The organism is Bizionia gelidisalsuginis, assembly GCF_008086185.1.
In the GTDB taxonomy this organism is placed as follows: Bacteria; Bacteroidota; Bacteroidia; order Flavobacteriales; family Flavobacteriaceae; genus Bizionia; species Bizionia saleffrena.
In genome coordinates, this window is record NZ_VSKN01000008.1 from 86,590 (window position 1) to 112,612 (window position 26,023).

General features: G+C 36.0%; 19 protein-coding genes. 9 read left to right on the forward strand and 10 right to left on the reverse strand.

The genetic code is table 11. The features are described 5' to 3' along the window. Positions 1–119: 119 nt before the first annotated feature. From ES677_RS07865 to ES677_RS07885, 5 genes are all read right to left on the reverse strand, one after another. Positions 120–845, reverse strand: coding sequence for an SDR family oxidoreductase (locus ES677_RS07865; RefSeq protein ID WP_148380950.1), 726 nt, complete (start codon positions 843–845; stop codon positions 120–122). 76 nt (positions 846–921) lie between these two features. Next, complete coding sequence (locus tag ES677_RS07870; RefSeq protein ID WP_148380951.1) at positions 922–1,449, reverse strand: DUF4136 domain-containing protein; 528 nt, start codon at positions 1,447–1,449, stop codon at positions 922–924. Between the two features lie 256 nt (positions 1,450–1,705). After that, the gene (locus ES677_RS07875) at positions 1,706–2,410 is read right to left on the reverse strand and encodes an ion transporter (protein WP_148370017.1); all 705 of its coding nucleotides are present in this window, start codon (positions 2,408–2,410) and stop codon (positions 1,706–1,708) included. A gap of 16 nt (positions 2,411–2,426) precedes the next feature. Further along, the gene (gene obgE / locus ES677_RS07880) at positions 2,427–3,425 is read right to left on the reverse strand and encodes a GTPase ObgE (RefSeq protein ID WP_148370018.1); all 999 of its coding nucleotides are present in this window, start codon (positions 3,423–3,425) and stop codon (positions 2,427–2,429) included. Between the two features lie 64 nt (positions 3,426–3,489). After that, positions 3,490–4,599, reverse strand: a complete 1,110-nt coding sequence (locus tag ES677_RS07885; RefSeq protein WP_148370019.1) for an adenylate kinase — start codon at positions 4,597–4,599, stop codon at positions 3,490–3,492. 186 nt (positions 4,600–4,785) lie between these two features. Here ES677_RS07885 and ES677_RS07890 point away from each other — a divergent pair, with 186 nt between their 5' ends. The 5 genes from ES677_RS07890 (at position 4,786) to ES677_RS07910 (ending at position 9,696) form a co-directional block, all read left to right on the forward strand. Further along, the gene (locus ES677_RS07890) at positions 4,786–5,937 is read left to right on the forward strand and encodes a 5-(carboxyamino)imidazole ribonucleotide synthase (protein ID WP_148380952.1); all 1,152 of its coding nucleotides are present in this window, start codon (positions 4,786–4,788) and stop codon (positions 5,935–5,937) included. A gap of 23 nt (positions 5,938–5,960) precedes the next feature. Then, entirely contained in the window at positions 5,961–6,446 is a 486-nt protein-coding gene (gene purE / locus ES677_RS07895; RefSeq protein WP_148380953.1) for a 5-(carboxyamino)imidazole ribonucleotide mutase, read from the forward strand. 263 nt (positions 6,447–6,709) lie between these two features. After that, positions 6,710–8,743 carry a M3 family metallopeptidase gene (locus tag ES677_RS07900; protein WP_148380954.1) on the forward strand — a complete coding sequence of 678 codons (2,034 nt, stop codon included), beginning with the start codon at positions 6,710–6,712 and terminating at the stop codon, positions 8,741–8,743. Between the two features lie 121 nt (positions 8,744–8,864). Then, a complete protein-coding gene (locus ES677_RS07905) occupies positions 8,865–9,419 on the forward strand; it encodes a sigma-70 family RNA polymerase sigma factor (protein ID WP_148380955.1) in 555 nt (184 codons plus the stop codon). A gap of 1 nt (position 9,420) precedes the next feature. Further along, positions 9,421–9,696, forward strand: a complete 276-nt coding sequence (locus tag ES677_RS07910; RefSeq protein ID WP_148370024.1) for a glycine dehydrogenase — start codon at positions 9,421–9,423, stop codon at positions 9,694–9,696. On the opposite strand, the gene ES677_RS07915 is transcribed toward ES677_RS07910, so the two are convergent. Further along, the gene (locus ES677_RS07915) at positions 9,673–10,503 is read right to left on the reverse strand and encodes a UbiA prenyltransferase family protein (RefSeq protein ID WP_148370025.1); all 831 of its coding nucleotides are present in this window, start codon (positions 10,501–10,503) and stop codon (positions 9,673–9,675) included. The two genes, ES677_RS07910 and ES677_RS07915, sit on opposite strands and share 24 nt — an antisense overlap. A gap of 121 nt (positions 10,504–10,624) precedes the next feature. On the opposite strand from ES677_RS07915, the gene gcvP reads away from it, so the two are divergent. The 4 genes from gcvP (at position 10,625) to ES677_RS07935 (ending at position 16,073) form a co-directional block, all read left to right on the forward strand. Continuing rightward, positions 10,625–13,474 (forward strand): aminomethyl-transferring glycine dehydrogenase, encoded by a 2,850-nt coding sequence (gene gcvP / locus ES677_RS07920; protein WP_148380956.1) that lies wholly within the window; start codon positions 10,625–10,627, stop codon positions 13,472–13,474. 99 nt (positions 13,475–13,573) lie between these two features. Next, a complete protein-coding gene (locus ES677_RS07925; RefSeq protein WP_148380957.1) occupies positions 13,574–14,632 on the forward strand; it encodes a 3-oxoacyl-ACP synthase III family protein in 1,059 nt (352 codons plus the stop codon). Positions 14,633–14,669: 37 nt separating this feature from the next. Beyond that, complete coding sequence (locus ES677_RS07930; RefSeq protein WP_148380958.1) at positions 14,670–15,191, forward strand: methyltransferase; 522 nt, start codon at positions 14,670–14,672, stop codon at positions 15,189–15,191. 30 nt (positions 15,192–15,221) lie between these two features. Then, complete coding sequence (locus ES677_RS07935; RefSeq protein WP_148380959.1) at positions 15,222–16,073, forward strand: glycosyltransferase family 2 protein; 852 nt, start codon at positions 15,222–15,224, stop codon at positions 16,071–16,073. 6 nt (positions 16,074–16,079) lie between these two features. On the opposite strand, the gene ES677_RS07940 is transcribed toward ES677_RS07935, so the two are convergent. From ES677_RS07940 to ES677_RS07955, 4 genes are all read right to left on the reverse strand, one after another. Continuing rightward, on the reverse strand, positions 16,080–16,886 hold the full coding sequence (locus ES677_RS07940) for a DNA/RNA non-specific endonuclease (protein ID WP_148380960.1): 807 nt from the start codon (positions 16,884–16,886) through the stop codon (positions 16,080–16,082). Between the two features lies 1 nt (position 16,887). After that, on the reverse strand, positions 16,888–19,998 hold the full coding sequence (locus ES677_RS07945; RefSeq protein WP_148380961.1) for a T9SS type A sorting domain-containing protein: 3,111 nt from the start codon (positions 19,996–19,998) through the stop codon (positions 16,888–16,890). Between the two features lie 132 nt (positions 19,999–20,130). After that, on the reverse strand, positions 20,131–23,124 hold the full coding sequence (locus ES677_RS07950) for a T9SS type A sorting domain-containing protein (RefSeq protein WP_148380962.1): 2,994 nt from the start codon (positions 23,122–23,124) through the stop codon (positions 20,131–20,133). Positions 23,125–23,228: 104 nt separating this feature from the next. Beyond that, positions 23,229–25,865, reverse strand: coding sequence for a valine--tRNA ligase (locus ES677_RS07955; protein ID WP_148370033.1), 2,637 nt, complete (start codon positions 25,863–25,865; stop codon positions 23,229–23,231). Positions 25,866–26,023 lie beyond the last annotated feature (158 nt).

Sequence of the window (26,023 nt, forward strand, 5' to 3'; positions counted from 1 at the left end):
CTTCGTTTAGAAATACAATAAATATTTTTGCCAGAATCACTACTAATTACACAGACATTACAACACAAAAAAGAGGCTTCGCGGCCTCTTTTTTATACTATAAATTATTTTCTATTCTCTTATTTTGAAGGCGGCATCGCTGGTCTTACCTCAATTTTACTTGGTAACGTTCTTGGATTCATTTTTAATACATCGGCTACTAATTCGCCAATATCTTCGCTTTGAATTTTCCAAGCATCTGCATCATTTGGCGTATGTCCGTTAAAATGAGTGGCTACCGATCCTGGCATAATCGTGCTTACTTTTATACCGTGCTGACGTAAATCTAACATTACCGCTTGCGTAAATCCTGTAACACCAAATTTACTGGCGTTGTATGCAGAACCGTTTGCAAAGAAGTTCTCGCCTGCTAAACTTGAAATTGTTAAATAATAACCTTTTGTTTTCTTTAAAGCATTCACACTGGCTTTAATAGAATTAAAAACCCCAGTTAGATTAGTGTCAATAGTGTCTTTCCATTGTTCTTCCGTGATGTCTTCAATACTTGCAAAGTGCCCTATTCCAGCATTAGCAACCATAACGTCTAGCTGTCCGAAAACATCTTCAACGGCGTTTACTGCTTCTTGCTGACTTTTAAGATTTCTAACATCGGCTTGAAAACCTATGGCTTTTGCTTCCGTTTTAGAATTAGCATTCAATCGTTCGGCTGCTTCTTGAGCAGATTGTAATGTACGACTTGTAACGGCTACGTTTACACCTTCTTGTAATAAACGTTCGGCAATACCATATCCTATTCCTTTTGTTCCTCCTGTAATAAGGGCTACTTTATTTTTTAATGTTGTCATTTGTATTCTGTTTTACTCAAAATTACAAAAAAGGCAACGGATTACAGTATTTTAAAAGTTATCAAAATGATAAAGTTTACTGTTTTGGTTTGGGTGGATATTGCGTGAATATCTTATCTACAACAGCACGAAAATAAGATTCTCGTTGCTCAGGAGATGCTTTAGGATTCATACTACTTTCACCTTTACCTTGCCAAAACAACCCCATTTTAGAGTCGTCTACAAACTCAATTAAAAGACTCTGATTCACTTTATTTTGCCCCATAGGAATACCAATAGAGATACCGCAACCAATACCTCCGTTTCCGCCGCCAAGACCAACGCCTACATTATTTCGTGGCGCTTCTTGATGTTGAGACATTTTAAAATCGATTAAAAAATCAGGCGTTTCAGAAACCGATAATCCTTGTTTTGACAGACTTTTAGTAATGGCAATAATTAAACGCTTATCGTCCAATTCATTTAAACCTGATTCTATATTAGAGAAATAGTTATAGGTTTTATACTCTGAAAACGTAGCTGTTTTTTCATAATCCGATGTCACTTGAATAGCGCTACAAGAGCCCAAAAAGACACACAGTAGGAGGAGTTTAATAAATTTCATAGTTCTAGATTTTCAATAAATATAATCATTAGCGGCCGATTAAAAATAATATAGTTTAATTAACCCGTTCAAAACAGATTATTTCGATAGTTTTTAAACCGACATCTTACTTTTTTAGAAATAAATTTAAAGATATAGAGAAGGCTTTTTAAGGTTTGTTATGCGTTTAACAAATGGTAATAATTTGGTCTTGTTTCTTAGTTTTAAAAGTGAAACGACCTTGAATCGTTTATCGAAAAAAAAGTCTAATTAAGATTTAGTCCTTTTTATCGACAGACCGTGTTAGTGCTGAAGAAATAATACCTGTTGGAATAGCCACGATACCTAAACCAATCATTAAAATAAAAAAAGTAAAGATTCGACCACCAACCGTAACCGGGTAAACGTCGCCGTAACCCACCGTTGTTAGCGTAATAATAGCCCACCACAAACTATCGAAAATAGACGAAAAGTGTTCTGGCTGTGCTTCGTTTTCGAAATAATAGATGCCTACTGCCGAAAAATACATTAAAATAAGCGTGATTAATATAAAGAGTAATATTTCTTCTTTTGCTGATTTAATTGCAGCATTAAAATGATTCATCGCTTTATTGTAGCGCACCAATTTAAGGATCCTAAACAATCGTAAAAAACGAAGTGCTCTTAGCGATCGTAAGTCAACTCCCATAGCAATATAAAATGGAAGAATAGCCAGCAAATCAATGATGCCGTAAAAGCTGAAAATAAATTTCAGCTTTTTCTCAGACACATAAATTCTTAGTATATATTCAATAGAAAAGATAACCACACAAAACGTCTCGAAAATCCTTAAGAGAAAGCGTGTGTCTGGCTCTAAATCTGGAAGCGTTTCAATAGAAAACGTTACTACCGACAGTAATATTAGCCCTTGAATAAAAAAAGCAAAAACACGACTTGAAGTAGTGTCGCCATTTTCTATAATAGTTCTAACTTTCTCTTTCACGGCAGTGGTATAGACGTTATTTATTTAACATGGCCCATAACTTATCTTTAAGCTCTATTAAGCCTTGTTGGGCTACAGATGAAATAAACAAGTATGGAATTGGCAATTCATTATCTAGCTCTACTTTAAGCTCCGCTTTTAATTCGTCGTCCAGCATATCACATTTTGAGATCGCAACAATGCGTTCTTTATCTAACATCTCTGGATTGTAACGACGTAGCTCGTCCAACAAAATATCATATTGTTTTTTAATGTCTGGCGCATCGGCTGGAATTAAAAACAATAAAATAGAATTTCGCTCGATATGGCGTAAAAAATAGTACCCTAACCCTTTACCTTCGGCAGCACCTTCTATAATCCCAGGGATATCGGCCATTACAAAAGTTTGGAAATCGCGATATTGCACAATACCTAAATTAGGTTTTAAAGTTGTAAACTCATAATCGGCAATTTTAGGTTTTGCAGAAGTGACCACAGATAATAACGTTGATTTTCCGGCATTAGGAAATCCAACTAAACCAACATCGGCAAGCACTTTAAGTTCCAACGTGATTTCACTTTCTGATAGAGGAATTCCTGGTTGCGAGTACCGTGGAGTTTGGTTTGTAGGCGTTTTAAAGTGCCAGTTTCCCAGCCCTCCTTTTCCTCCTTCGGCAACAATTATTTCCTCACCTTCATCGGTGATTTCAAAAAGAATCTCGTTCGTTTCGGTATCTCTAACAACAGTTCCTAGAGGCACATCTACGTACACATCTATTCCATCGGCACCACTACTGCGACTTTTACTACCGTGTAGACCATGTCCAGCACGAAAGTGTCGTTTATATTTAAGATGTAATAATGTCCAAAGGTTAGAGTTTCCACGCATAATAACGTGTCCACCACGACCTCCATCTCCTCCATCTGGTCCTCCTTTTGTAATGTATTTTTCACGATGTAAATGCGACGATCCTTTCCCTCCGTTACCAGAAGTTACGTGCATTTTTACGTAATCTACAAAATTTCCTTCAGTCATTGTATTAGTTTGTATTAAGGGTATTTTAGTTGAGCTGTAATTAAATTTAAACGTGATTAATTTCTTATAATGTATCTATTACTGTGCTTAAACGTTCTGTAATATCTTCAATCGACCCTATACCATCGACACCAAAATATTTATTTTGATCTGTATAGAACTCTTTTAATACCGCTGTTTTTTTATAATATTCTTTAATTCTATTTCTTATAATCCCTTCATCTGCATCGTCAGGTCTTCCGCTTGTTTTACCGCGTTCTAACAACCGTTCTACAAGTATTTCATCTTCTACTTCTAAGGCAATCATTGCATCTATTTGTGAGTCCTTATCACTCATTAATTGATCTAAAGCTTTTGCTTGAGCAGGCGTTCGCGGAAAACCATCAAAAATAAATCCTTTTGCTCCAGCATTTTTTTCGACTTCAGTATTTAACATATCGATAGTTACTTGGTCTGGTACTAATTCGCCTTTATCTATAAAAGATTTAGCTAAAACACCTAACGCCGTCTTGTTTTTTATATTAAACCGAAAAACATCTCCCGTAGAAATATGTACAAGATTATATTGGTCTTTTAAGTAATTTGCTTGCGTACCTTTACCTGCTCCTGGAGGGCCAAATAATACTATATTTGTCATATGTTGTGTTGTTTTTAATTGGTATATTTCTGGTAAGTTTCGTCCCAATCCGTCGTAGTCTAAACCATAGCCTACAATAAATTTATTAGGAATTTTAATACCGATATAATGCAGTTTAAAATCCTTTTTATAGGCCTCAGGTTTGTAAAAAAGAGTCGCAATAAGCAACTGTTTTACGTTTGCATTTTCAAAAATCCTGTGTATTTCTTTTAGTGTTTTTCCAGAGTCAATAATATCTTCTAGAATAACAACTGTACGCCCCGATAAGTCTTGTGTTAAACCAATTAAACGTTGAATATCATCAGTAGACTTAACCCCTTCGTAAGACGCTAATTTAATGAAGGTCACCTCACACGGTTTTGGATATTTTTTCACAAAATCGCTTACTACCATAAAAGATCCGTTTAAAACACCTACAAATACAGGCACTTCATCCTTTAAATCGCTTGCCACCTCTTGAGCTAAACGTGTTATAGCTTCCTCTATTTCTTCTGCAGATATAAACGGCTTAAAATATTTATCGTGGAGCTTTATCATAAGGTTGTTTTTACGAAAGGGGCAAAGATAAGGATTTGTATAACGATATTCGATTTTGAACTCGTTTTTTAGACGCTCTTTTCATATTTAAATGTATTTTTGTACTATATATCTTGATAATTATAAGCTAAATTTATAGTCTGTCGCTTATAATTATGAATTTGTATTCTAAAATAAGCAAAAACAATGAATTACTTTTCATCAGAATTTAAACTGGGAATACTTGGTGGTGGCCAACTAGGCAAAATGCTACTCAATGAAACACGAAAATTTGACATCCAAACATACGTTTTAGACCCAAGCGCTGAAGCACCCAGTAAAATTGCATGTAACCGTTTCTTTCAAGGTGATTTAATGGATTTTGACACCGTTTATAATTTTGGAAAACAAGTAGATGTCTTGACTTTCGAAATTGAAAATGTAAACGTGGATGCTTTAGAAAAACTGGAACACGACGGCATAAAAGTCTATCCCTCTTCTAAGAATTTAAGAACGATACAAAATAAGGCTACTCAGAAATTATTTTATTTAGATCATAATTTACCAACCTCAGCATTTTCTCGCTTTGCCTATCTTTCTGAAATTGAAGATGCTATTTCTAACGGCGGATTAAAACTGCCCTTTGTTTGGAAATGTACTCAATTTGGCTACGACGGTACGGGCGTTAAAATGGTTAGAACGCTACACGATTTAGAAAACCTACCAAAAGGCGAATGTATTGCCGAAGAATTAGTCGATTTTAAGACTGAATTAGCCGTAATTGTTGCTAGAAATAGCGCTGGTGATGTTAAAACCTATCCGGTTGTTGAAATGGAATTTCACCCAGAAGCCAACCAAGTAGAATACGTTATTTGTCCGGCACGAATTACCGAATCCATTGCCCAAAAAGCGCAAGAGGTCGCTTTAGCCGTTTCCAAAGCCTATAACCACGTAGGGCTTTTAGCTGTAGAATTATTTTTAACAAAAAATGACACCATTTTAATTAATGAAGTCGCGCCAAGACCTCACAATTCTGGGCATCAAACTATTGAGGCTAGTTACACCTCTCAGTTCGAACAACATTTACGCGCTGTTTTAAACCTTCCGTTAGGAGAAACAAAAAGTAAATTGGGTGGTATAATGGTTAATTTGGTCGGTGCCGAAAATTATACTGGCGATGTGGTTTACGAGAATATCGAAAAAATTATGGAAATGGAAGGGGTTACCCCACATATCTATGGTAAAAAACAAACCCGACCATTCCGGAAAATGGGACACGTTACCATTGTTAATGAAAATTTAGACACTGCGCGACAGATTGCAGAACAAGTAAAAAATACGATTAGAGTTATAAGCTAATCACAACATTAAAACACAAACAAATGAGTAAAGTAGCCATAATAATGGGTAGCAATAGCGATCTTCCTGTAATGCAAGACGCCATCGATATTTTAAAAGGATTTGATATTGAAGTGGAAGTCGATATTGTTTCTGCACACCGCACTCCAGAAAAATTATTCGAATTCAGCAAAAATGCGCACACTAGAGGTATATCGGTAATTATAGCGGGCGCTGGTGGTGCTGCACATTTACCAGGAATGGTAGCCTCATTATCTCCGCTACCAATTATTGGAGTCCCCGTAAAAAGCAGCAACTCTATAGATGGTTGGGATTCTATTTTATCTATTTTACAAATGCCAGGGGGTGTCCCAGTAGCTACCGTTGCTTTAAATGGTGCTAAAAACGCGGGTATCTTAGCGGCACAAATTATTGGTAGCCATGATTCTTGTGTGCTGGACAAAATTATAGTGTACAAAGAAGGCTTGAAACTTAAAGTCGAGGACGCCGCTAAAATAATAAAACAATAACATAAAAAAAGCTCTGATTTTCAGGGCTTTTTTTACTTTTACTCTTCGGCATATTTTAAAGCAGATGAACTAAAGGATTTTGTTACTCTTAGCACACAAAAAAAAAGCCTCAGATAAATCTGAGGCTTTTCATCGCTATTAATCAATAATTTTTAAGTGAGTAACCAGCTCACAGGAAAAAATCAAGTGCGAATGTAATGATTATTACGACTTATTACAATGCATTTTTCATTATTTAACATTTTTTTATAAATTAAACAGCAATGAATACACTTTTAAAACACTTTAGCACACCATATAACACGGCACCGTTTTCTAAAATTAATACTGAAGACTATAAACCCGCCATAACAACATTAATTGAAGAGACAAAAGAGGAGATTGATGGCATTGTAAATAATCCTGAATCACCTACTTTTAAAAATACGATTGAAGCATTAGAGTTTAGCGGGCAGCAATTGGATCGTGCTGCTAGTATCTTTTTTAATTTGAATTCTGCCGAAACCAACGAAGAGATTCAGAAAATAGCACAAGAGCTCTCGCCTATTCTTTCAGAGTTCGGCAACGATATCACATTAAATGCGGCATTGTTTAAACGCGTAAAAACCGTTTACATTAATAAAGACACTTTACAACTCACCACCGAACAGCACACGTTGTTAGATAAAACATACAAAAGCTTTTCTAGGAATGGTGCTAATTTAAATGCAGACGACCAACTTAAACTGCGTGATATCGATAAAAATCTGGCCCAACTAAGTTTAAAGTTTGGGGAAAACGTTTTGGCCGAAACTAATAAATACCAATTGGTAATTTCCAACGAAAACGATTTGTCGGGTTTACCAGAAGGCGCCAAAGAAGCTGCAAAACAGTTAGCAGAAGGTAAAGATATAGAGGGCTGGCTTATTACTTTAGATTACCCCAGTTATATTCCATTTATGACTTATGCCGATAATCGCGCATTACGAGAAGAACTAGCTAAAGCATCTGGTAGTAAAGCTTTTAAAGGTGACGCTTTAGACAACCAGCAGAATGTGTTGGATATTGCTAACCTACGTTACCAACGTGCTCAGCTGTTAGGTTATAAAACACACGCGCATTTTGTTTTAGAAGAACGCATGGCTGAAACACCAGAGAAAGTAGACTCCTTTTTGAATGAACTATTAGAAAAAGCGAAACCAGCAGCCGAAAAAGAATTTAAAAATCTTCAGCAGTTTGCCAAAGAACTAGATGGTATTTCTCGTTTAGAAAAATGGGATTCGGCGTACTACTCTGAAAAATTAAAACAAAAACTTTTCGATTTAGATGACGAAAAACTAAAACCTTATTTCAAGTTAGAAAACGTTATAGAGGGTGTATTTACAATTGCAAAAAAATTATACGGTTTAGAGTTTGAACAAATTACCACGATCGACAAATACCACGACGAAGTACTAACCTATAAAGTAACTGACGAAACGGGGGCGTTAGTTTCCATTTTTTACGCTGATTTTTTCCCAAGAGCAGGCAAAAGAAATGGAGCTTGGATGACCTCTTACAAATCACAATACATCGAGAATAAAGTTAACGAAAGACCACATATCTCTAACGTATGCAATTTTACAAAACCAACAAAAAGCAGACCTTCCCTTTTAACGTTTAATGAGGTCACTACCTTATTTCATGAGTTTGGTCACGCTTTGCACGGTATGTTTGCAAACACTACTTACCCTAGTCTCTCTGGCGCTAACGTGTATTGGGATTTTGTAGAATTACCAAGCCAAATGTTAGAAAATTGGTGTTACGAAAAAGAAGCTTTAGAGCTATTTGCAACACATTATGAAACGGGAGAAGTTATTCCGATGGCATTAATTTCAAAAATTAAAGACTCTTCAACATTCCACGAAGGGATGCAAACACTAAGACAACTTAGTTTCGGTATGTTAGATATGTCTTGGCACGCTATAAACCCATCATCGATTAAAGATGTAAAAGCGCACGAAAATGAAGCATTTAGAAACACAGAGTTATACCCCGATGTAAAAGAGAATTGTATGAGTACTGCGTTTTCTCATATTTTTCAAGGCGGCTATTCGTCGGGTTATTACAGTTATAAATGGGCAGAAGTTTTAGATGCCGATGCTTTCGATTATTTTAAACAAAACGGCATTTTCAATACTGAAATTGCGGCTAAATTTAAAGATAATATATTATCTCAAGGAGGAACAGAGAACCCAATGGTGCTTTACAAACGCTTTAGAGGTCAAGAACCACAACCAGAGGCCTTATTAAAACGCGCCGGATTATTACCAAAATAACAGTATAATAAACCTCTAAAAAAGGCAGACCAATTGGTCTGCCTTTTTTTTTAATCGTTATTTCTAAGGGAATAAAAACAAAGAAAAAAAAGCTTATTTTTGAACAAACGAAATTCAATTTATGCCAACTCACAAAATAGATCCTAATCAATGGATCACTTTGTATTCCGATTATCTTTTTAATTACACTATTTCTAGGATAAATGATAGAGATATGGCCAAAGATATAGTGTCGGAGACGTTTTTAGCGGGTTTAAAATCGATGAGAAATTTTAAAGGAGAAGCGAGCGAGCGCACCTGGCTTATTTCGATATTAAAACGAAAAATTATTGACTATTACCGTAAAACAAATTCTAAGAAAGGCAAAGCCGAAGTGCGTATATCTTATAATAGCGATACCGAAAATGAAGGCGATTGGCTAGAAGAACGTGTTGCAGATCCTTTCGATAAAACGGCCGAAGACACCATAGAAAACAAAGAACTCGCTTTAGCAATTAAACAGTGCTTAAGCAAACTCCCTAAAAAACAAGCGACCGTTTTTGAAATGAAAACCATTTTAGATTATGAAACAGAAACTATTTGTAATGAATTGAATATTACTGCGTCTAATTTATGGGTAATTATACATCGCGCGAGAACTGCAATGGCAAGTTGCCTAGAAAAAAACTGGTTTTAAAATGACTAAAAAGAACTCTTTATTTATGCCGTGCACAGCGGCGAACGTGGTCTGCGATAAAGCGCAATACAACGAGGCAACGCTATGGGAGAAAGTACAGATGTACATTCATTTAGTAATGTGTAAACTCTGCAGAAAATACACCAAGAATAACCTTAAATTAACCAAACTGATAGACGCTAATAGAAATGAAAAATTTCAGCGTTTAGACCACCATTCGAAGGCTCAGCTTAAAATAACCTTTGATAAGGAACTAGCCAAACACCATAATGAGTAACCAAAGTATCGGAATACTTTCTACCCAAAACGCACTGTAGTACATACTATTATTTTTATTAGCAAACAGTATAAATCCTGCTGTAACAAGCGTTACCACCATTAAAGTTGCAAAATTAACGGCTACCAATTCATTTTTAAAAAATTCTAGAAATAAAAATAGCATTAATAAAAACAAACCCATTATTTTGGTTTGCTTCACCCCTATTTTTTGAGGTATAGTCGCTAGTTTAAAATTGTCGAACGTTAAATCTCGTATTTCAAAAGGTAACATTATGGCGATAAGGAAAACAAACCGTTGAATAGTTGTTAAAATAACATCCGCATTACTGGTTATATTGCTATTTATTAAAGGTAAAATAACGGTCACGCCGGCCCAAACAAGTCCTATTATATAGACTTTTAATCCACTAATATCTCTTAAGTTATGATTGCTATCTACATACAAGCGTTTAGGTATAATAGGCATAGCATATAAAAAAGTTATAGCGGCAAATACAGATAAATAAAGTAGCACTCTCATCTCTAATTGCAACATAAAATAGCCCATACATAGAAAACATAGAAGAGAAAAAATCTGGATAATTTTTAACCATTTTGCTAAGCTGCGATAGTGCCATTTTGCTATCCCAAAAAATTTAACAAAATTATAACCTGTAATTGTAGCAAAAAAAATGAAAGATAAAACGTTATAATCAGTAGTAACACCAAATTCTTTTACCGTTATAAAGGACAAAGAAACCACCGATAATGCTACGTGTACACTACTATTCAGGTAAAAATTAAAAAGCTGTTTGATTAGGTTCATTCTACAAAGTTACAGAAACTGTTAATAAACTAAGGCTTTGGTTAAAAACTTTCGTTTTAATACCAAATTAAACCTTAGGTTTTCAGTATTTTTGCAAGATTAAATTTTCAACACTACTATAATGAATACAAACTCTTTTGCACTACGCCATATTGGACCTAGAGAAGAAGACCAACACCTAATGTTACAATCACTTGGCGTTGACTCGATGGAACAACTTATTTATGAAACTGTTCCAGATGATATCAGATTAAAAAAAGAATTAAATTTAGATGTAGCGATGAGCGAGTTTGAGTTTTCGTCTCATATTAACGAGCTCTCTAAATTAAATAGTATTTATAAAACATATATAGGTCTAGGATACCATCCTACTATTTTACCTGCGGTAATACAGCGTAACGTTTTAGAAAACCCGGGTTGGTACACCGCTTACACACCTTATCAAGCAGAGATTGCTCAAGGTCGTTTGGAAGCGCTTTTAAACTTCCAAACTATGATTGCCGATTTAACCGGTATGGAATTAGCAAATGCTTCACTTTTAGACGAAAGTACTGCGGCAGCCGAAGCAATGAGTTTGTTATTTGCTGTAAGAGATCGCGATCAAAAGAAAAACAAAGTGAATAAATTCTTTGTTTCAGACGCTATTTTACCTCAAACCTTATCTCTGTTACAAACACGTTCTACACCAATTGGTATTGAATTAGTGATTGGTGATGAAACGACTTTCGATTTTTCAACTGAATTTTATGGAGCAATTCTTCAATATCCAGGAAAAAACGGACAAATTACAGATATCAAATCTTTTATAGCAAAAGCAAACGACGCTAATATAAAAGTAGCTGTCGCTGCCGATATTTTAAGCCTTGTAAAACTGGAAGCTCCAGGTGCTTTTGGTGCTGATGTTGTTGTAGGAACAACACAACGTTTTGGTATACCGATGGGTTATGGCGGGCCTCACGCTGCTTATTTCGCAACTAAAGCCGCCTATAAACGCGATATTCCAGGACGTATTATTGGCGTTACAAAAGATGCTAATGGTAACCGCGCATTACGTATGGCGCTTCAAACCAGAGAGCAACATATAAAACGTGATCGTGCGACCTCAAACATTTGCACAGCTCAAGTACTATTAGCTGTTATGGCTGGAATGTATGCCGTTTATCACGGTCCTAAAGGTTTAACCTTTATAGCCGATAACGTGCATAATGCTGCTTCTACTTTAGCAAAAGCGATTACAAAGTTAGGTTTAACACAAAAAAATAGCTCTTTCTTCGATACGTTACAAGTTGAAGCCGATGCGGAAAAAGTAAAAGCTATTGCCGAAAAAAATCAGGTTAACTTCTTTTATCCGACTGCAAATACGGTTACGATTTCTTTAAATGAAACAACTAGACTTTCAGATTTAAATGACATCATTGCAATTTTTGCTGAAGCTGAAAACAAAACAGCTTTTACTATTGAAGCTATTGAAACGTCTAATAATATTACTGAAGAGTTACAGCGTGAAACTGAATTTTTAACTTTAGATATTTTTAACTCGCACCATTCAGAAACTGAATTAATGCGTTACATAAAAAAATTAGAGCGTAAAGATTTATCATTAAATCATTCTATGATTTCTTTAGGATCTTGTACAATGAAACTTAATGCTGCTGCCGAAATGTTGCCAATAAGCTCACCAAACTGGGGAAGTATCCACCCGTTTGTACCCATCGAGCAAGCCGAAGGCTACCATACCGTATTAAGAAAATTAGAAGAACAATTAACCGAAATTACTGGTTTTGCTGCAACTTCATTACAACCAAATTCTGGAGCGCAAGGTGAGTACGCTGGGTTAATGGTTATTAAAGCCTACCACGAATCTCGTGGCGATTACCATAGAAATATTTGCTTAATTCCATCGTCTGCGCACGGTACAAACCCAGCGAGTGCTGTAATGGCAGGAATGAAAGTAGTGGTTACCAAAGCAACAGCCGAAGGTAATATCGATGTTGATGATTTGCGTGAAAAAGCAGAATTACATAAAGATAATTTATCTGCGTTAATGGTTACTTACCCGTCAACTCACGGTGTTTACGAATCGGCAATTAAAGAGATAACGCAACTTGTTCACGATAACGGCGGACAAGTTTATATGGACGGTGCTAATATGAATGCTCAGGTTGGTTTAACTAACCCGGGTAATATTGGAGCCGATGTGTGTCACTTAAACCTACACAAAACATTTGCCATTCCTCATGGTGGTGGTGGCCCTGGAGTTGGACCTATTTGTGTTGCAAAACAATTAGTGCCCTTCTTACCAAGTAACCCTATTATAAAAACAGGCGGTGACCAAGCCATTTCAGCCATCTCTTCAGCACCATTTGGTTCTGCGTTAGTTTGCCTAATTTCTTACGGGTACATTAAAATGTTAGGTGTAAAAGGGATTAAACAAGCGACAGAAGTTGCTATTTTAAATGCCAATTATATTAAACAACGTTTAGAAGGTGCTTTCGAAACCTTGTACTCTGGAGAACGCGGTCGTTCTGCTCACGAGATTATTATTGATTGTAGACCTTTTAAAGCGAATGGTATCGAGGTCAATGATATCGCAAAACGTTTAATAGATTATGGTTTTCACTCACCAACTGTTTCTTTTCCAGTAGCAGGAACAATGATGATTGAGCCTACAGAAAGCGAAAGTAAACAGGAAATGGATCGTTTTTGCGACGCAATGATTTCTATTAAAAATGAAATTGAAACCGTATCTAAAGAAGACACGAATAACGTATTAAAAAACGCCCCACATACTTTAGCAATGGTAACTAGCGACGAATGGTTGTTCCCTTACTCACGCGAGAACGCAGCCTTCCCAACAGAACACGTAAGAGATAATAAATTTTGGCCAACGGTACGTCGTTTAGACGATGCTTATGGAGACAGAAATTTAATCTGTACTTGCGCACCGATCGAAGCATATATGGAAGCGTAACATCTAAAATAATTCAATAATTAAAGAAATTTAAGATTGCCTTTATAATTTTACTAGTATTTTAGTTACATTAGTAAACTATAAAGGCAATTCTCTTTTATGAACATAAAAATTACGGGTACGGGAAGTTATATTCCAAATACCATAGAAAAAAACGAAGCGTTTCACAATCACCAGTTTTTAAATGCTGATGGATCAACAATAAATTCTACCAATGAAATTATCGTTGAAAAATTCAAGGCCATAACTGGTATTGCCGAACGCCGTTACGCAGAACCTGAATTAAAAAATTCAGATTTAGCCTTTTTTGCAGCTGAAAAAGCAATAGCCGATGCCAAAATTGATACCGAAGAGCTTGATTATATTATTTTAGCACACAACTTTGGTGATATAAAAGCAAACACTCTTCAAAGTGATGCTGTACCGTGTTTAGCGGCACGAGTTAAACATCTTTTAAAGATTAAGAATCCTAAATGTGTCGCCTACGATGTTTTATTTGGTTGCCCAGGATGGAATGAAGGTTTTATTCAAGCCAGTGCTTTTATTAAAGCGGGAATAGCAAAAAAATGCTTAGTTATTGGTGCAGAAACCTTGTCTAGAGTTATCGATAAACACGATAGAGACTCTATGATTTATTCTGATGGGGCAGGTGCAGCAGTGGTAGAAGCAACAAACGAAGAAGGTGGTATACTTACTCATGAGAGTGCAAGTTATACCTACGAAGAAATTAAATATTTATTTTTTGGCGGATCGTACAACACAGCATTAGATCAAGATGTGAAATACATCAAAATGTTTGGACGTAAAATTTACGAATTTGCTTTAAGCCACGTTCCCGACGCAATGAAATTGTGTTTAGACAGAAGCGGATTAGCTATTACCGATGTTAAGAAAATAATTATTCATCAGGCTAATGAAAAAATGGACGAAGCTATTGTAAAACGTTTTTATAAACTTTACGATATGTCTGTTCCAGAAGGTGTTATGCCAATGAGTATTTACGAACTTGGTAATAGTTCGGTGGCAACTATACCAACGCTTTTCGATTTGGTTAAAAACAACAAAATTAAGGATCAAAGTCTAAATAAAGGTGATGTAATTATTTTTACAAGTGTGGGTGCAGGAATGAATCTTAATGCTATAGTCTATAAATACTAACGTTTCTAAACACAAATTCATTACTAGAAAACGCATTATGTACGAAGGCAAATTTCCTCATAAAAGGTATAAGCTTACCTCTCAATTCGTAGAAAAACACCTTTCTAAATCTGAAACAATTTTAGATTTAGGCGTAGCAAATCCCTTTACTCAAGTTTTGCTAAATAAAGGTTATCAAGTAAAAAATACCTCGGGTGAAGATCTAGATCGAGATACCTCCGTAATAGAAAATGATGACGCGACAGTTGTAACTGCGTTTGAAATTTTTGAACATTTATTGTCACCTTTAACAGTTTTAGAGGCTATAAAAGCAGATAAATTGGTAGCAAGCATACCGATGCGCTTATGGTTTGCTCCAGCATACCGTAGTAAAAATGATATGTGGGACAGACATTTTCACGAATTTGAAGATTGGCAATTCGATTGGCTTTTAGAAAAAGCAGGATGGAAAATTATCGCTCGTAAAAAATGGACTAATCCAACAAAAAAAATTGGTATTCGCCCCATATTACGATGGTTTACACCCCGCTATTATATTGTGTATGCTGAACGTATTTAATATAATCACAATTCTTTTAGCTTACTTATTTTGAATATTTACATTGTTATTCCGGCTCATAATGAAGACCGCTGCATAGGCTTAATGCTTCAGTCGTTAGTGGAACAAACAGTTTTACCAAAGCAAGTGGTGGTAGTAAATGATAATTCTACCGACGGTACCGAAGCTATTATTTCAAAATATACCACTGCTTTTCCGTGGATACAATCCATCAACATACAATCGTCCATAGATCATATCCCAGGAACAAAAGTAATCAATGCCTTTTACAAAGGTTTAGAAACGCTCGATAATGATTACGATGTGCTTTGTAAATTTGATGCCGACATCATTTTACCCAACACTTATTTAGAAGCTGTAATTGCCCTTTTTCAGTCTGAGGACACCGTTGGAATCGCTGGTGGTTTGGCTTATATAAAGAAGGGAAATATTTGGGTTTACGAAACTATCGCGTCCAAGAAACACGTTCGCGGTCCGTTTAAAGCCTATAGAAAAGAATGTTTTGAAGCTATTGGCGGATTGAAACGCAGTATTGGCTGGGACACTTTAGATGTCTTGTTAGCTCAATATTATGGTTGGACTATAAAAACCGACACGTCGTTACACGTGAAGCATTTAAAACCCACGGGGAAAACCTATCATAAAAGCAGTAAATTCCTACAAGGAGAAGCGCTTTATAAAATGCGTTTCGGAATTGCACTAACCACGTTATCCGCTTTAAAAAGTGCTGTATCACGACGTAGTATAACCTACTTTATAGATACTATACAAGGTTATTTTAAAGCACAATCGCATAACATTACACCACTAGTTACAAAAGAGCAAGGTGAATTTATTCGCGGAATACGATGGGAAGGTGTTAAGCGGAAACTTGGTCTTTAAAACGCATTAAAACTTCCAATTTTTATAATAAACTGAAGCTTCAAGCTTATCTTCTAAAGCGTCATCCAACTGATTAAAGAAGTCTATTCCTGTTAATTTTTCAACAGCATCTAAAGTTACCACGTATTGGGTTAAAGCTGCGTTAGACTCTTCATGAGGCATTAAGAACGCTATCAATTTTGGGTTACCATTATTATAATCAAAAACTATTTTATAAAACTGATTTGGCACGGCTACATTCTCGTTACCAATCGTTTTTAACCCGGTTTCTAAAACACCTCCAGTTACTACGTACACACCATTATATCTCTTTGCCCAATAACGCACGCGCTGTTCTAGACGATTCCAAACACCAGCGTTAAAAACGTGACTTTGCGGAGTGATATTACTCGTTAAAAAAGTTTCATTAAATAGAAATTGTGATTGACGTCGGTCGCCAGCAGGACATAAATGTCCACGATCGTAGCCAGAGTTCTTATAATTCCTCCAGCTCGCCGCTTGCGTTTTAACCGCGTAATCAATTTCAAAATACGGTCGTTTAAAATTATTAGTCGATAAATCGCTGGTTTTCAATTCGTATGCCACCCACTCTGCTTGTTCGTGCGGCTCACTGTAAGATAAAGAATAGCCTTGATGATGCACCACTTGCTGCGTGGTACTTGTCGGTAAGAAATTAACATTAGTTCCGTTCTTTACGACGCTTCCTTCCGATACTTTTTTACGGTCTACCTCATGTTCTACATATAAATTATAAGAATATACAGCTATCAAAAGTAAAGCTGACAATAGAGAATACATCGTTTTTTTAGACATCTTACTGCTTTACGAACTTTTTCGCTATTTTTCCGTTATTAACATCTACAATCTCTAGGATATACACTCCATTTGACACCTTTGGAAGTTGAATAACGTAGCTTTCAACAGCATCTAACGTCATGATCTCCTGACCGAGAACACTATACACCGTAAGTGATTTTATGTTTTGTATCGTATCGTAACCTCTAATTTCCAGTTGCTGATTGGTCGTGTCGTAAATTAGCGATATTCCGTCGCTTACAGCAATAGCATCTGCACTCAGCGTGTCGTCTTCGTGATACACTATAGAATACCGATTACTGTATTCGCCAGCTTCAAAAAAGAGTGAGGCGTCCTCAGTTTTTAAATTATAATACAATCCGCTTACGTTATCTTTTAAATAGATTGGTGTTGCCTCAGGAAAATTTAAAGTTTCTTTTAACCCTATGGAATAATCACCCGCCGTTGTAGTTTTAATAGCTAAAGGCATTTCGTTAGCAACAGCAAAATTGTTTCGGCCTTGAATAACATACTTAACGCCTTGAATATCCCATAACATATGGTCTGGAAAAACATCGTAATCTAAAGCATCGTAACCTTTATCGTAATTGGTCGTTGCGTTATCGTCGTACCCTAAACCAATTTCGCGAACACGTTGTGAGGGATCGGTAAATGTTAACCACAATTTAGTACGTAAATCTGTAGAAACTGTATTTTGAGAAGCTCCATTTGTCTTAAAGAAGGTCGACTCATCGAGCACACTCTCCTTTGCAAAAACACGCTGTGTGTTTTTAAATACGACATCTCCACCATTGCTGTCTGCCTTCACAAAGAAACCTTGACCTACAGCTATGTTTTTTGTTGGCGCTCCTTTAGAGCTATTACCACCATTCGCTGGTAATGCGGCGGCGGCGGCACCCATCATTAAGTTATAGGTAGCATAACCACCTTGGTAGTTAACTGTGACGTGCGTATTATTAGCAGGAAATTGTTCGTAAAAATATAATGCCCCCGTAATACTTGATGCATTATCGCTAATAAATTTATCAGCATCTAAGGCAGAGGGATAGGGATTACCCACCAAGATCTCGTTCCCCGTTGATAAAGGATGGATATATCTGCCATTATTAGGAGTTCCTCTAAACACATATTCTTGACCAGTGATAGGAATAGGCGACGGAAATCCAGCTCCAGAACCTTTCATAGTATACCCTATGCCTGGCGAAACGTCTGTATTTTCACCTATATGCAACCAATCGTAGTAATTTTCACTTACACCATTAAAGGCGTATAGCCATTTGCTACTAAGCGTTATAGGAACTGTGCTAGGATCGGCGTCATTTTGAAAAGCCCAATTTAAAACTCCATTATTATCTTCTAAATAACTTATTTGCCAGCCTCCCATTCTATTTACCGGCGCACTCCAATAGTTGTAATTAAATAAATTTGAAGATCCTTGTTGCCTAATTATTAACTCACCAGCTCCTGTATTCTTATCCCCTCCAATTGTGTGTTGAATAAGTTGAGATTCTCCATTTATGAGTATCTTTCCGTCATTATGTATATTATTTACCACGTCAAGTAAACGATTGTTATTTACAATTAACTCCGCACCAATTGCAAGTTCTACTTCGCAGACGTGTGCATTTTGGGTTAGCGTCGCCGTAGTGCCTGATAATATTAATAATTTTTTATCTGAATCGGCATTCGTTGGCTCACCAGCCCCTCCAGAACCACCCGTAAAACTTGTACCATCCCAAACTATTAGCTCTTCACGATAACGTAGAGTAAAATGTCTCTTATCGCCAATAGTTACATCATTTACAGAAGCTATATCTCCCACAACGGTTAAAGGATAAATTTCTTGAGGACTTGAAAAGATACTGTTGTACTCATTTTCAGAAGTGCCAGAGTAATTATAATGGTCACTTCCTATAACTAATTCTAAAGGATAACATTTACTTAATCTTGGGATGTTAGAAATATCGAACGAGATATCGACACGCCCTAAATCCTGTACATCTTCACTTTTACTAACCCTCCAAATCGTATTTAGATGTTTGTAATTATGTAAAACCCCACTATCATCCTCAGCGATAATTGCGGTATTAAAATTATAATCACTCCCCATTTTATTTTGCCCCCAAAATAAATACTTATCATTGGTATTATTTAAGTCACTTGGGCCATTGATTCTTACAATACCGCTACCTTGAGAATCCAGGTGAGTTGTATTGCTTATCCTTGCGATTCCGGCCACGTGATGATCGTAATTACCGTTTGTTAACGCATCTTGAGTATAAAGATTGTTAGATTCTAAACCCAGGGGAATATTATATTTAGCAGACAAGTAATTATTTACTATTATCGTTTCGGCGGGGTTTAATTTATAGTTATAGTGTATAACTTCTGCCATTTCACTCTTGGAAAAACGCAAATCTCCAATATTCAATCTACCCAAAGTAATTGGAGCATTCGAATTCATAATAGATACTGACGCCTCAAATCGTCTGTTAAAACTTAAACCGTTACGCGAAACAGCACTTCTATTACTATTAGTAAGGTTGCCATCAAAATCAAAACTTAAAATATAATTTTCATCATTATTAAACACAGTATTACTTGTGTCATAGCGATCATTTGCAGTAACAATATCGTTAGTTAATTTGTCATTATAAAAAAAGAAAGTATATGCATAATTTAGATTAGCGCCCTGATATCCATTCCTTTTAGATAGAATTGTTTGCACGGTATTACTTGCGCCCAAACCTTTAGGCTTGTATACACTAAAAAAGTTAATTGAAGTAGTTCCATCTAATATATCGGCATCGTTTATCTTCATCCAATCGTTAACACCGTCGAAATTTAATGACGGATAATTGTTAAACGAAGAAGCTCCTATTATAGAGGGGCTCTCATTTAAAGTTGGTTGATTTGCGTCATTTCCATTACCAGACGTGTCTTGCCAATTAGAAATTCCTTCCCCGTTGTCAGCTAAACTGAAATCATCGGACTTTAACCAGAGTCCATTTGTAGTGGCATTGCCCACGCCACCAGGTCCGGACTGTGCAAAAGTGAAAATTGACACAAAAAAAGATGCTAACAGTAAGTGTTTAGAATAGTTAATCATTATTATTTCTTAAAAGGCCGCTCCTAAATTACAAGACAAAATATAAATAAACAAATATCTAATTAAAATTTTACAAATATTTTAAACCAACTGCACATAAGTGCTGATAACAACTGGGTATAGATAAATATTTTAGTCTTTCACAAATTTTTTCGCTATTTTTCCGTTATTAACATCTACAATCTCTAGGATATACACTCCATTTGACATCTTTGGAAGTTGAATAACGTAGCTTTCAACAGTATCTAACGTCACGATCTCCTGACCGAGAACACTATACACCGTAAGTGATTTTATGTTTTGTATCGTATCGTAACCTCTAATTTCCAGTTGCTGATTGGTCGTGTCGTAAATTAGCGATATTCCATCGCTTACAGCAATAGCATCTGCACTCAGCGTGTCGTCTTCGTGATACACTATAGAATACCGATTACTGTATTCGCCAGCTTCAAAAAAGAGTGAGGCGTCCTCAGTTTTTAAATTATAATACAATCCGCTTACGTTATCTTTTAAATAGATTGGTGTTGCCTCAGGAAAATTTAAAGTTTCTTTTAACCCTATGGAATAATCACCCGCCGTTGTAATTTTAATAGCTAAAGGCATTTCGTTAGCAACAGCAAAATTGTTTCGGCCTTGAATAACATACTTAACGCCTTGAATATCCCATAACATATGGTCTGGAAAAACATCGTAATCTAGAGCATCGTAACCTTTATCATAATTGGTCGTTGCGTTATCGTCGTACCCTAAACCAATTTCGCGAACACGTTGTGAGGGATCGGTAAATGTTAACCACAATTTAGTACGTAAATCTGTAGAAACTGTATTTTGAGAAGCTCCATTTGTCTTAAAGAAGGTCGACTCATCGAGCACACTCTCTTTTGCAAAAACACGCTGATTATTATTAAATACTAACGTTCCATTAGTTATTATATTAACGAAGAAACCTTGCCCAACAGCTATGTTTTTTGTCGGCTTACCTTTAGAGTTAAAACCCCCATTGGTATTGGGCACAGCCACTGCACCAATAGCCAATGTTAAATTGTAAGTAGCATACCCTCCTTGATAGTTAACTGATACGTGTGTATTATTTGTGGTAAATTGTTCCCAGAAATATATTGTACCATCTATAACCGGAAGGTTATCGCTAATAAACTGCAAGGCATTTAATGCCGATGGATAAGGATTTCCTACTAAAAAGTCGTTACCTGCGCTTACTGTATAACTATAATCACCATCATTAGGAGTTCCTTTGAATATATAATCTTGCTCTATAGAAGCTCCAGATCCTTTCATTGTATAACCAATACCCGGCAGAATATTACTGTCTGCACCTAGATATTCCCAACCATAATAATTATTCTGTCCTGCATTAAAACCGTAAATCCATTTGCTACTAAGTGTCATAGGGGAAGTGGTAGGATCGGCGTCATTTTGATTCACGAAAGCAAAAGCACCACTAGCCTCTTCTAAATACCCCAATTGCCAAGCACCCAATCTATTTACTGGCGCGCTCCAATAATTATAATTATATAAATTTGAAGATCCTTGCTGTGTTATTTTTAAATTACCCATACCCGAGTTTAAACTCGCCCCTGTATGTTTTTGAATAATTTGTGCTTCGCCTTGCAAATCTATAATACCTTCATTAAAGATTCCACTTTCCACCGTTAGCTCAACGCCATCAGCAATTTCAAGAATAGCCCCCGCTTTTATCTCTACAGACTCTACGTGTGCATTTTCATTTAACGTCGCAGTATTTCCTGCTTTTATTTCAAGCTTAAAACAAGCATCATCCATATTTGGTACTTCAGCACTTCCAGAACCATTATGAAAAGCACTACTTCCATCCCAAACGATTTTATCTACATAACGTAAGGTAAAATAATCGCCATCATCAAAACCTAAACCATCTACATCGTATACATACTCGGTAGCTGTTTCTGATAAATCATAAACCACCACAGAAGCCCCTGTAAAATCCGGATTGTCCGCCATAACTAATTCTAATTTAGCACAGCCAAAAGTTGATGTTAGATTAAGGTCGCTTTTTTTAATGTTAACTCTTAATTTAGCATTAATATTAATAGGCTCACTAACCCGCCACATTGTATCGATATAATTTTTGTAGTCTCCTAGGACATTTAGCGAAAAACTATAGTTACTGTTTTTGTTGTTTTCTCCCCAAAATAGAAATTTATTATTTGCTAAACCATTTTTACTGATTCTGATGATCCCCGTTCCTTGAGAATCTAGATGTTGATTTAAATTATCTACTTTAACAATACCTGCAACATTATGATCGAAATTACCCTTTGCAGATTGGTCTTGTGTATAATAGTCTTCAGCAATATCGATGTTATATTTTGCAGCTAAATAATTATTTACAATAATACGTTGTGCATCATTTATCACGCTATTATACATAATAATTTCTCCAATACCTCCTTTGAAATAGTAATCTGGTGTACTCTCATTCCGCCCTGCCCCTAACCTAAAAGGAGATGTCGTATTTAATAACATATTTTGAGAAGTGCTTTGACTTAAAACACTGTTAACAAACAAATTCTTACCGTTAGAGAATTGGCCTTTATAAGCTATATTTTGAATAGACCAAACACCTTGCGTAGAATTAGAACTATTTGTTGTTGCCCAAGATGTTTCTGCGCCAGTCCAAAATGACCAATTATTAGAAGTTGGTATAGCATACAATATAAAGCCACTTCTATCATCGCCACTATTCACCTCGTGTCGATTTGAAAATACAGCCTTATATTTATCAGAAGGCAAAACGGTACTCACCGAGAAAACACTGAACTTATTAGGGTTAAGTTTACTCTCGAAAGATTTTTCTAAATATTGATTCGTTCCGTTAAAATTATAAGCGCTATAACCGTTTACGTCATTACTATTTAAAGTAGCTCCCGACCCCGCTGTAAAGTTAAAGTTGTTTCCTGATTGATCTTCTAGCACATTATCAGTATTTACGCCTTTATCAGGGTTTAACCATAAGACGAGTTCTGAAGTTCCGTCGGTAGATCCAACACCTCCTGGTCCTAATTGAGCAAATAAATTTGGAGATAAGACTACTGATAACAGTAATAAAAATGAAGATACTTTATACATAATATTAATTTAGGGTCCTCAAATATATAAAGAGAAGCCCCCGTTAAAAAAAATTTAACGGAGGCTTTATATTGCTTTTCGATAAAACGTAAGAATAATCCGTCTTACTGCAAGTTATTAATACTTGTTTTTAAGGTTTCTATTTTCGCTAATGCATCAGCTTCTTTTTTACCCTCATTTACAATCACTTGCTCTGGTGCACCCGCTACAAAACGCTCGTTAGATAGTTTTTTCTGAACCGATTTTAAAAACCCTTGAGTGTAGGATAATTCTTCAGTTAGTTTTATAATTTCGGCGTCTACATCTATCGCGCCTTCCATAGGTATAAAATACTCGTTAGATTTTACACGATACGTTAAAGCACCTTCAACCGCTTCAGAAACATAATTGATGCTGTCTAAATTACCTAGTTTAATAATAACATCATCAAACGTAGTCGCTACTTTTTCATTGTTTATTACCGAAAATCCTATGGTATCTTTAAAGGCAATGTTTTTATCTTTTCTTACCGTTCTTATTCCTGAAATCACTTCAGAGGCAAACTCAAATTGAGATATTAATGTAGTATTAATTGGTTTTGCTTCTGGCCATTTCGCGACAATTAAGGCCTCTTCCGGCGTTCTTTGTGCCGTTTTTTGCCATATATCTTCGGTTAAGAATGGCATAAATGGATGCAATACTTTTAAATTATCTTCAAAAATAGCAATTACTTCGTTGTACGTTGCTGCATCAATGGGTTGTTGGTATGCTGGTTTTACTATTTCTAATAACCATCCGCAGAAATCATCATATACCAATTTATAAGTAGACATTAAAGCATCACTTAATCTATATTTGCTAAAATGATCTTCGATTTCTAATAACACCGTTTGAAACTTAGCACGGTACCATTCTAAAGCAATTTTACTTGAGTTTGGTTGTCCAATAGTATCACTAACCTCCCACAGATTCGTTAAATTATAGGCATTCCAGATTTTGTTTCCAAACCCTTTTCCCTGCTGGCAAAGCGATTCGTCGAACATTAAATCGTTACCCGCAGCGCTACTTAAAAGTAATCCTACACGCACCCCATCGGCACTATAATCGTCAATTAATTTTAAAGCGTCTGGCGAGTTCCCTAAAGATTTACTCATTTTTCGACGCTGTTTGTCGCGAACTAGCCCTGTTAAATACACATTATTAAAAGGCTTTTGGTCTTTGTATTCGTAGCCTGCAATAATCATACGTGCTACCCAGAAAAATAAAATATCTGGCCCCGTTACTAAATCGTTTGTTGGGTAGTAATATTTTATCTCTTCGTTTTCTGGATTACGAATACCGTCGAACACACTCATTGGCCATAACCAAGAGCTAAACCACGTATCTAAAGCATCGGTATCTTGTTTTAAATCTTCAGCTTTTAATTCTGATTTCCCCGTTTTTTCTTTTGCTAACTCTACTGCTTTTTCTATAGTTTCGGCCACCACAAAATCTTCTTTTCCGTCGCCATAGAAATACGCAGGAATTTGTTGCCCCCAAAGTAATTGACGCGAGATATTCCAATCGCGAATATTCTCCATCCAGTGGCGGTATGTATTTTCAAATTTCTTCGGAAATAATTTAATTTCAGCGTCATCTCCAAGCACTGCTTCAATAGCAGGTTTAGCCAACTCCTTCATTTTTAAGAACCATTGGTCGCTTAATCTTGGTTCGATAACGGCTTTAGTACGTTCGCTAGTTCCTACTTTATTTATATGTGTTTCAGTTTTTACCAAAACACCTGTTGCATCTAATTCTTTGGTTACCGCTTTTCTGGCATCAAAACGATCTTGACCTTCAAATTGTAATCCGAAACTATTCAGCGTCGCATCATCATTAAAAATATCGATAACTTCTAACTGATGTTTATCACCTAAATTTTTATCATTTTCATCGTGAGCAGGCGTTACTTTTAAACATCCTGTCCCAAATTCTAAATCAACATATTCATCCTCAATAATAGGAATAACACGATTACAAATAGGCACAATAGCTTTCTTACCTTTTAAATGCTTAAAACGTGCATCGTTAGGATTAATACAAATGGCAGTATCCCCAAAAATTGTTTCTGGTCTAGTGGTAGCAATAGTTAAAACATCATCGCTACCTTCAATTTTATAATTAATGTAATATAGATTTCCTTGGCGCTCTTCGTGAATTACTTCTTCATCAGACAGTGTCGTTTTTGCTTCCGGATCCCAATTTACCATACGATAACCACGATAAATTAAGCCTTTGTTATGCAAATCGACAAATACTTTTATGACAGCTTCAGACATATCGTCGTCCATTGTAAACTTTGTTCGGTCCCAGTCGCACGAACACCCTAATTTTTTAAGCTGTTCTAAAATTACACCACCATATTCTTCAGTCCATTCCCAAGCGTGTGCTAAAAACTCATCGCGGGTTAAATCGTTTTTATCGATGCCTTGTGCTTTTAACTTCGCTACTACCTTTGCTTCGGTAGCAATAGACGCGTGATCTGTACCCGGTACCCAACACGCATTTTTACCCTGTAAACGGGCGCGGCGAATTAAAACATCTTGAATAGTGTTATTTAACATATGCCCCATATGCAATACTCCGGTAACGTTTGGCGGAGGGATTACTATGGTGTAAGGTTCTCTTTCATCTGGCGTAGAATGAAAATAATTATTTTTCATCCAGTAGTCGTACCATTTGCTTTCTACTGCTCTAGCATCATATTTCGATGTAACACTCATTTTGGAATAGTTTTTGAATAATATTTAGCAAAAATACTTATATTTCTCTTTACAAGAAATTATAAAGACCAAATGTTATGACCTTAAAATACATATTAGGTTTTGCCAATGTATTTTACAAATGATATTTTTGTTTAGAAATTAAAAGTGTTTACTTT